The following is a 7093-nucleotide window of genomic DNA, read 5'->3' as shown; positions in this document are numbered from 1 at the left end:
GTGGGCGTGGGCCCGGGGCTGTTCGCCGGGGGCGGTGGCGTCATCGGCGCGGCTCTCTTCTCGCCGCTCGGGCGGGGCGTCCCGTGCCCGGGGCGTCGCGGTCCACGCCGGGGCGGTCGGGGTTCTCGTCGGTGGCGGCGAGGATCTCGGCGAGGTGCCGGACGCCGACTCCGGTGCGGAGCCGGCTGAGGCCGCCACCGATGTGCGTCAGACAGGAGTTGTCGCCGGCGGTCAGCAGTTCGGCTCCGCTGTCGAGTACGTCGCGGAGCTTGTCGGCGAGCATCGCGCTGGAGACGTCGGGGTTCTTCAGCGCGAAGGTGCCGCCGAACCCGCAGCAGGACTCGGCGCGGGGCAGTTCCACCAGGTCGATGCCGCGCACGGCGCGCAGCAGCCGCAGCGGGCGGTCGCCGACGCCCAGGGCCCGCAGCGAGTGACAGGTCGGGTGGTAGGTCACGCGGTGCGGGAAGGAGGCACCGACGTCGGTGACACCGAGGACGTCGACGAGGAGTTCGGTGAGTTCGTGGACGCGGGGTGTGATCCGGCGGACCTCGGCGCGCAGCTCCGCGTCGCCGTACTGGTCGGCGAGGACGCGGTGGTGGTCGCGGATCATCCCGGCGCACGAGCCGGAGGGCACCACGACGGCCTCGTGGTGGCGGAAGACGTCGACGAAGGAGCGCACCATCGCCATGGCTTCGGGGCGGTAGCCGCTGTTGAAGTGCATCTGGCCGCAGCAGACCTGCTGTCGCGGGAAGTCGACGGTGTGGCCGAGCCGTTCGAGCAGGGTGACGACGGCCTTGCCGGTCTGTGGGTACAGCGTGTCGCTGACGCAGGTGACGAAGAGGGCGATGCGCATGGGCGGTGCCGGTCTCCCTCCGGTTCCGGTCGGCTGCCGGTGGCTGCCGGTGGCTGCCAGTGGCTGCCAGTGGCTGCCAGTGGCTGCCGGTGGCTGCCGGTGGCTGCCGGTCGAACGCTATACGGGCCGGGCGGCGATGTCCCGGCCCGTGCGGGCCGCGTCACCGGGGGCGTGCGGTGGCACCTCCGCGTCACCCTCGTGCGGCGGGCGCGGTCAGCCCGCGTCCGCGCCGGGCCGTCCCAGCACCCGCCCGGCGCCCGCGCCGGTCGCCTCCCCGTCCTCGACGGCGAACCGGCCGGCGACCAGGGTGTGCGCCACTCCGTGGGCCGTCCGCCACGGTTCGGCGAAGGTGGAGCGGTCGACGACGGTGCCCGGGTCGAAGACGACGAGGTCGGCGGCGGCGCCCGGCCGCAGCACGCCCCGGTCGGTCCAGCCGAGGCGGGAGGCGGGCAGGCCGGTCATCTTCCGGACGGCCTCCGGCAGGCCCAGAACGCTCTCGTCGCGGCTGTAGTGGCCGAGGACGCGGGCGAAGGTGCCGAAGCTGCGGGGGTGGGGGCGGCCGGGGCCGGACCGGCGCAGGATCCACCCGTCGCTGGCGACGGCGACGCCCGGGTGGCGCATGACGTGCCGTACGTCGTCCTCGGACATGGAGTGGTGGATGCTGGCGATCTGCCCGCCGTGCGCGGCGAGCAGGTCGAGGACGGTCTCGGCGGGCGGGGTGCCCAGTTCGGCGGCGGCGTCGGCGACCGTGCGGCCGATGAGGTGGCCGTGGCGGGGGTCGTCGTCGTCCGGCAGCCCGGCGAGGGTCACGCGTTCGGGCCGGAACGTTCCGGCCTCCAGCGCCGCCGTCATCTCGGCGGCCATGCTCCGGTACCGCTCGGGATCGGCGAGGCGGTCGAGGAGGGCGGCGACGCCGCCGTCCAGGGCCCAGTCGGGCAGCAGGGTGGTGAGGGTGGTGGAGGAGGCGCTGTACGGGTACTGGTCGGCGGCGACGTCGAGCCCGTCGGCGCGGGCGGCCTCGATCCGCTCCAGCGCGTCGCCGACGGTGCCCCAGTTGGCGACTCCGGCCGCTTTCAGGTGGGAGATCTGCAGCCGGACCCCGCTGTCGCGGGCGACGGTCAGTGCCTCGTCCACCGCGCCGGCGAGCCCGGCGCCCTCACTGCGCATATGGGTGCTGTGGAGGAGCCCGTGAGCGGCGGCGACCTCGGCGAGCGCGGTCAGTTCCGTGGTGTCGGCGTACATGCCCGGCGGGTAGATCAGCCCGCTGGAGAAGCCGACGGCGCCGTCGTCGGCGGTGGCCGCGAGGAGCTGCCGCATCCGCTCCAGTTCGCGGGGTGCCGGCGGTCGGTCGCCGGTGCCCATGGCGGCGACACGCAGCGCGCCGTGGCCGGTCTGGAGGGCGAGGTTGACTCCGAGCGGGAGCCTGCCGACGGCGTCGGCGTAACCGGCCGCCGTGGTCCACTCCCAGCTGAGGTTGTCGTCCAGGAAGCCGCAGAGGGCGCGGAGTTCGTCGGCGTGTTCGGGGACCACGGGGAACGGGGAGAAGCCGCAGTTGCCGGTGACGAGGGTGGTGACGCCCTGCAGCAGCTGGGTCGGGGCCCCGGGCGCGCCCATCACGGTGAAGTCGGCGTGCGAGTGGAGGTCGATGAAGCCCGGGCACACCACCGCGCCGGTGATGTCGATCTCACGGCGGCCGCGCGTGGTCAGCTCCGGACCCACCGCGCTGATCCGGCCGCCGGTGACGGCGACATCGCCGGTCCGGGCCGGGCTTCCGGTGCCGTCGATGATCGTGCCGCCGCGCAGCACCAGGTCACAGCTCATGGCCCCACTCTGCGGTGCCGCGCCGGGCCCGTTCAAGGGCCGGGGTGAGGGAAGAGGTGAGGGACGGGCCCGGCGGGCGGTCGGCCCGACGGCGCGGCGCGCCCCGGACGTAACGTCAACTCTGTTCCCCTGCTCGGCAGTTCATGATCAAGCACCGCTGACAGTGTCGGTGCGCGCCGGTACTGTGGGCCGAATGTTCGCAGCAGCCGTGGAACACCTGGCCGACATCGTGCGCGACCAGGCACTGTCGCTCGTGGTCGGCGCCGCCCTGACCGCGGGGGCCGGCTATGTCCGCTGGCTGCTGGTCAAACGCCTGCCCGCGCGCCGCACCTGGCGGTTCCCCGACGAGGCGGGGCGGCTGGTGATGGTGGTCTCCAGCTCGGCGGAGGTGGACACCGGGCAGTACACGCGGCCGACGACGGGCGTCGGCCAGGTCCGTGCCATGTCGCTGCTGGTGCCCCGGCTGGCGCGCGCCTACCGGGAGGTCGACCTCCAGCAGGTGAGCCTCTCGGAGCGGCTGCCCGGCCGGGATCTGGAGTCCGACCTGCTGCTGCTGGGCGGTCCGAAGACCAACGAGATCACGGGGCGCGCGCTGGCGGAGATCCCCGGGCTGCCGCTGACGGTGAGCGGCAACGTCATCACCTGGGACGGCAGCCGCCACGAGGGTGTCGTCGCGACGGAGCGGGTGGTCCGCGACTTCGGCTACGTGGTGCGGGCGCCCAGCCCGTTCGCCCCGGGTCGGCGGCTGGTGATCGTGGCAGGGTCGCACACGTTCGGCACGGTCGCGGCGGCCCGCTGGCTGGCGGAGCGCGGCGGGGACCGGGACGTGCCGGAGAACGTGGCGGTGCTGGTCGAGGCCCCGGTGCTGCGCGACGGCCATGTGGGCGTGCCCAAGGAGCTGCACCGGGTGCCGCTGTCGGGAGCCCGGGTTCCGGCGCAGCGCGGCTGACCACCGACGCGGAAAGGCTCGCGCGGGGCCCGTCTCGCCTGCCGCTCGTCCACCGCGGGTGAGTTCGGCCACCTCCCTCACCCCCCGCACCGCACCGCCGCCTCCGCGCCCACGTCGCACCGTCGCGCCGGATCGCCGCTGTTCAGCGTCGCGCCGGGGCTTACGCGCGGGCGCTGTGTGGCGCTGCGGGAGTGATCATGCGGCATTCTTCCCGGGGTATCCCTTTCATGCTCCGGATGAGACCCTGGAGCGCATGAGGGTCGTCGAGAGCTTCATCGCCGCCAAGGGCGGCGTGCCGGAGGCGTGCGAGGACGGGATCGTTCTGGGCACGCACTTCTCGGGGGTCATCGACGGTGCGACGGACAAGTCGGGCCGTCGGTTCGCGGGCCTGTCCGGTGGACGGTTCGTCATGCTGGTGCTGTCGGAGGCCGTCGAGCGACTGGAGCCGGGCGTGGACGCCCGCGCCGCCGTGGACGCGCTGAGCGAGGCGGTCGCGGCCGAGCTGCCGGACGGACTGCCGGAGCTGGAGAGGCCCTCGGCGGCGATCACCCTGTACTCGGCCGCCCGCCGCGAACTCTGGCAGGTCGGCGACGTCGGTTTCACCTTCCCCGGGCGCCCGGCGGAGGCGCGGCAGAAGAAGGTGGACCGGGTCAACGTCGAGATGCGGGCGGCCGTGCTCCGCGCCGAGTTGCTGCGGGGCGCCACCCTGGACGAGCTGGCCGCCGACGACCCGGGCCGGGCGGCCATCATGCCGCTGCTCACCCGCCAGGTGTACTTCGCCAACGCCGATCCGGCCGAGGCCGGCGAGCTGGCCTACGGCACGCTCGACGGGCGGCGGGTCCCGGACGCGCTGATCGGCGTCACGGCGCTGCCGCCCAACGTCGGCGAGGTCATCATCGGCAGCGACGGCTACCCGGAGCTGATGGGGACGCTCTCGGAGAGCGAGCGCCATCTGAAGATCCTGCTGGCGGAGGACCCGCTGTGCATCGGCGAGCTGGCCGGGACCAAGGGTGTGCGCCCGGATCAGGACAGCTACGACGACCGGGCCTATCTGCGTCTGGAGCTGTGAACGCGCGGTGGCGCCCCGGTCGGGGCGCCACCGCGCGTCGTGCCCGTCTTTCGTTTCGGTCCCGTCCCGTGGGCGGCGCCCGCTTCCGCTCGTCCGCACCACCCGGTCGGGCGAGCCGCCACGTCGCGCCGGCGGTCCGTTGCCCGGCGCTGAGCTGGGTAGGCGCCGCATACTGGACCTTTGTCGACCGAGCGAAGCCGAGGAGACAGCATGGACGCGCGATTTCTGAGGGTCGTCGGAGCCGCCACCGCCGTGTACGGACTGGCTGTGGCCGCCCGCCCGGAGTACCTGGCCCGGCCCTCGGGGCTCACCGACGGCTTCGGCGAGGTGGCGCCCGAGACCGCCACCTCGTTGCGGCCGCTGGGCTGGCGGGACGCCGCCAGCGGCGCGGCGATGCTGTTCGCCCCCAACGGGCCGGCTCTGGCGACGGCGGCGTGCGTCCGCCTCGCCGCCGACTTCGGTGACGCGGCCCTGCTGGGCGCGACCCTCCCGCCGTGGCGACGTGCCCCTGCCGTGGCGGTCAGCGTCGGCTGGGGCGCCCTGACGGTCATCGGCCTGCTGCGCCGGCCCGCCGGTTCCGGTGGCGCCGACGGCGTGGCGGCCGCGCGTGGCGGCCGGGGCCGCAAGGCGCACTGACAACCGCGTCGGCGCCCGTGCTCCGGCGCCCGTGCTCCGGCGCCCCCGAATCCGACCCGTCCGGACCGCGTCCGGCACCGAATACCAGGTGGGCCCCGGGCCGGGCCGACCGCGACACGGACACGCGCGCGCACGCACGGGCGGTGCGTGTCTCCGCGACCGTTCCCGCCCGACCGACCACCCGCCGCCGCAGTGGCCTCCGGACCGCGCCCACGGGACCGGAGGCGAGGGAGGAAACCTCTCGTGGACCAGCACCCACCGGTGCTTCATCATCGCCCCGACCGGCCGAACGCCGCCGTCCTGCTGCTGCACGGCGGCCGCGAGGACGGGCCGGAGCCCCCCACGCGCTGGAACCTGCCGGCGCGGCGGATGCGTCCGTTCGCCTCCGCGCTCCGGCGGGAGCTGCCGCACGCGGTGGTGGCACGGGCCCGGTACCGGCTGCGCGGATGGAACGGCCCGGACGCGGACGCCGCCCGTGACGCACGCGCGGCGGTGGACTGGCTGGCCGGGCGGTTCGGCGGGCTGCCGGTGGTTCTGGTCGGTCATTCCATGGGCGGGCGGGCCGCGTTGTGGGCCGGAGGCCACCCGGGTGTGCGGGGCGTCGTGGGCCTGGCCGCGTGGTGCCCGCCGGACGATCCGGTGGAGCAGCTGGCGGGGCGGCAGGTGGTGCTGCTCCACTCCGACCGCGACCGGATGACCGACCCGCGCGGGTCGTGGCGGTGTGTGGCACGCGCACGTGCGGCCGGGGCGGCCGCCTGCGGGGTGCGGATTCCCGGCAGTGACCACGCGATGCTGCGCCGTTCCCGGGTCTGGCACGACCTGACGGTGCGGCTGGTGCACGGGATGCTCGACCCGGACGGGATGCCCGAGGAGTTCGCCGCCGATCTGACGCGCGGCACGGTTCCCGGCCCAGGTGAGGCCGCGTCATTCGGTGCCGCCGTGGACGAGCCGGCCGTGTACGAGCCGCTGACCGTCTCGGGCGGCTAGACCGCACGTCCGGGCCGGTCCGGGGCGGCCCGGGGCGACGGTCAGCGGCGGCCCGCCAGCCGGGCCAGGTCATGGCCGTAGCCGTGGACCGCCCGTGGCGTGAGGCGGGCGGAGGTCGCCACCGGGCAGCTGCCGGTGCGCAGCAGGCGGTGTCCGGCGTCGGCCAGGGCGGCGACGAGAGCGCGGTCCTCCCCGGTCAGGACGTCGGGGAACCCTCCGGCGTCCTCGTAGGCGCTCGCCCGGACGCCCAAGTTGGCACCGTGTACGTGGGGGTGGGTGTCCGGACGCAGCGCCGCGCGGTACCGCCCCTGGTGGCGGCGGACCACCGCGTCCAGTTCCGGGGGCCATCCGTGGGGGCGGACGGTCCCGACGGTGGCGCACCAGCCCGCGGCGGCCCAGCGTGCCTGCCGGAGCAGCCAGCCGGGCGGCACGCGGCTGTCGGCGTCGGTGCAGGCGATCCACAGGTGCCGCGGGTCGAGCCGGAGCCGGTCGCGGGCGGCCTCGACTCCGGCGGCCCGGGCCGCCGCCGGGCGGCAGGCGTCGACAGCGACGGTGAGTGCGCCGTGCCGGGCGGCGACTCGGGCGGTGTCGTCGGTGCAGGAGTCGGCGGCCACGACGGTGATCACCGGCAGGCCCCGGAGCGCCGGGTGGGCGGCGGCGCGGCGGACCGCGAGGAGCGCGGCGGGCAGCAGCAGTTCCTCGTTGTGCGCGGGGATCACCACGGCGAGGGCGCGCGGCGCGCTCACGTCAGCCCCTCGCGTTCGGCGGGGGTGGGCGG

At 75.5% G+C, this 7093-nt stretch carries 7 protein-coding genes; 4 read left to right on the top strand and 3 right to left on the bottom strand.

What is annotated here, in order from left to right; all coding sequences use genetic code 11:
- Nucleotides 1-40 precede the first annotated feature (40 nt).
- Together E0D90_RS21640 and E0D90_RS21635 are read right to left on the bottom strand one after the other, a co-directional pair.
- Nucleotides 41-853, bottom strand: coding sequence for a (Fe-S)-binding protein (locus tag E0D90_RS21640; RefSeq protein ID WP_130799730.1), 813 nt, complete (start codon nt 851-853; stop codon nt 41-43).
- Nucleotides 854-1066: 213 nt separating this feature from the next.
- Nucleotides 1067-2674 carry an N-acyl-D-amino-acid deacylase family protein gene (locus E0D90_RS21635; RefSeq protein ID WP_130799729.1) on the bottom strand — a complete coding sequence of 536 codons (1608 nt, stop codon included), beginning with the start codon at nt 2672-2674 and terminating at the stop codon, nt 1067-1069.
- Nucleotides 2675-2867: 193 nt separating this feature from the next.
- Here E0D90_RS21635 and E0D90_RS21630 point away from each other — a divergent pair, with 193 nt between their 5' ends.
- The 4 genes from E0D90_RS21630 to E0D90_RS21615 all read left to right on the top strand — a co-directional run bounded on the left by E0D90_RS21630 (nt 2868) and on the right by E0D90_RS21615 (nt 6315).
- Entirely contained in the window at nt 2868-3623 is a 756-nt protein-coding gene (locus tag E0D90_RS21630) for a hypothetical protein (RefSeq protein ID WP_103501588.1), read from the top strand.
- A gap of 253 nt (nt 3624-3876) precedes the next feature.
- A complete protein-coding gene (locus tag E0D90_RS21625) occupies nt 3877-4692 on the top strand; it encodes a hypothetical protein (RefSeq protein WP_103501587.1) in 816 nt (271 codons plus the stop codon).
- 210 nt (nt 4693-4902) lie between these two features.
- Nucleotides 4903-5328 (top strand): hypothetical protein, encoded by a 426-nt coding sequence (locus E0D90_RS21620; RefSeq protein ID WP_130799728.1) that lies wholly within the window; start codon nt 4903-4905, stop codon nt 5326-5328.
- Nucleotides 5329-5571: 243 nt separating this feature from the next.
- On the top strand, nt 5572-6315 hold the full coding sequence (locus tag E0D90_RS21615) for an alpha/beta fold hydrolase (protein ID WP_227870389.1): 744 nt from the start codon (nt 5572-5574) through the stop codon (nt 6313-6315).
- Between the two features lie 41 nt (nt 6316-6356).
- Here E0D90_RS21615 and E0D90_RS21610 read toward each other — a convergent pair whose 3' ends face one another.
- Nucleotides 6357-7061: a glycosyltransferase family 2 protein gene (locus E0D90_RS21610; protein ID WP_130799726.1), complete on the bottom strand. Its 705-nt coding sequence runs from the start codon at nt 7059-7061 to the stop codon at nt 6357-6359.
- Nucleotides 7062-7093 lie beyond the last annotated feature (32 nt).

Origin of the sequence: Streptomyces otsuchiensis (assembly GCF_004305975.1) — a bacterium.
Lineage (GTDB): Bacteria > Actinomycetota > Actinomycetes > Streptomycetales > Streptomycetaceae > Streptomyces > Streptomyces otsuchiensis.
The sequence above is the reverse complement of the archived record's forward strand: the minus strand, read 5'-3'. Positions and strand labels throughout refer to the sequence as shown.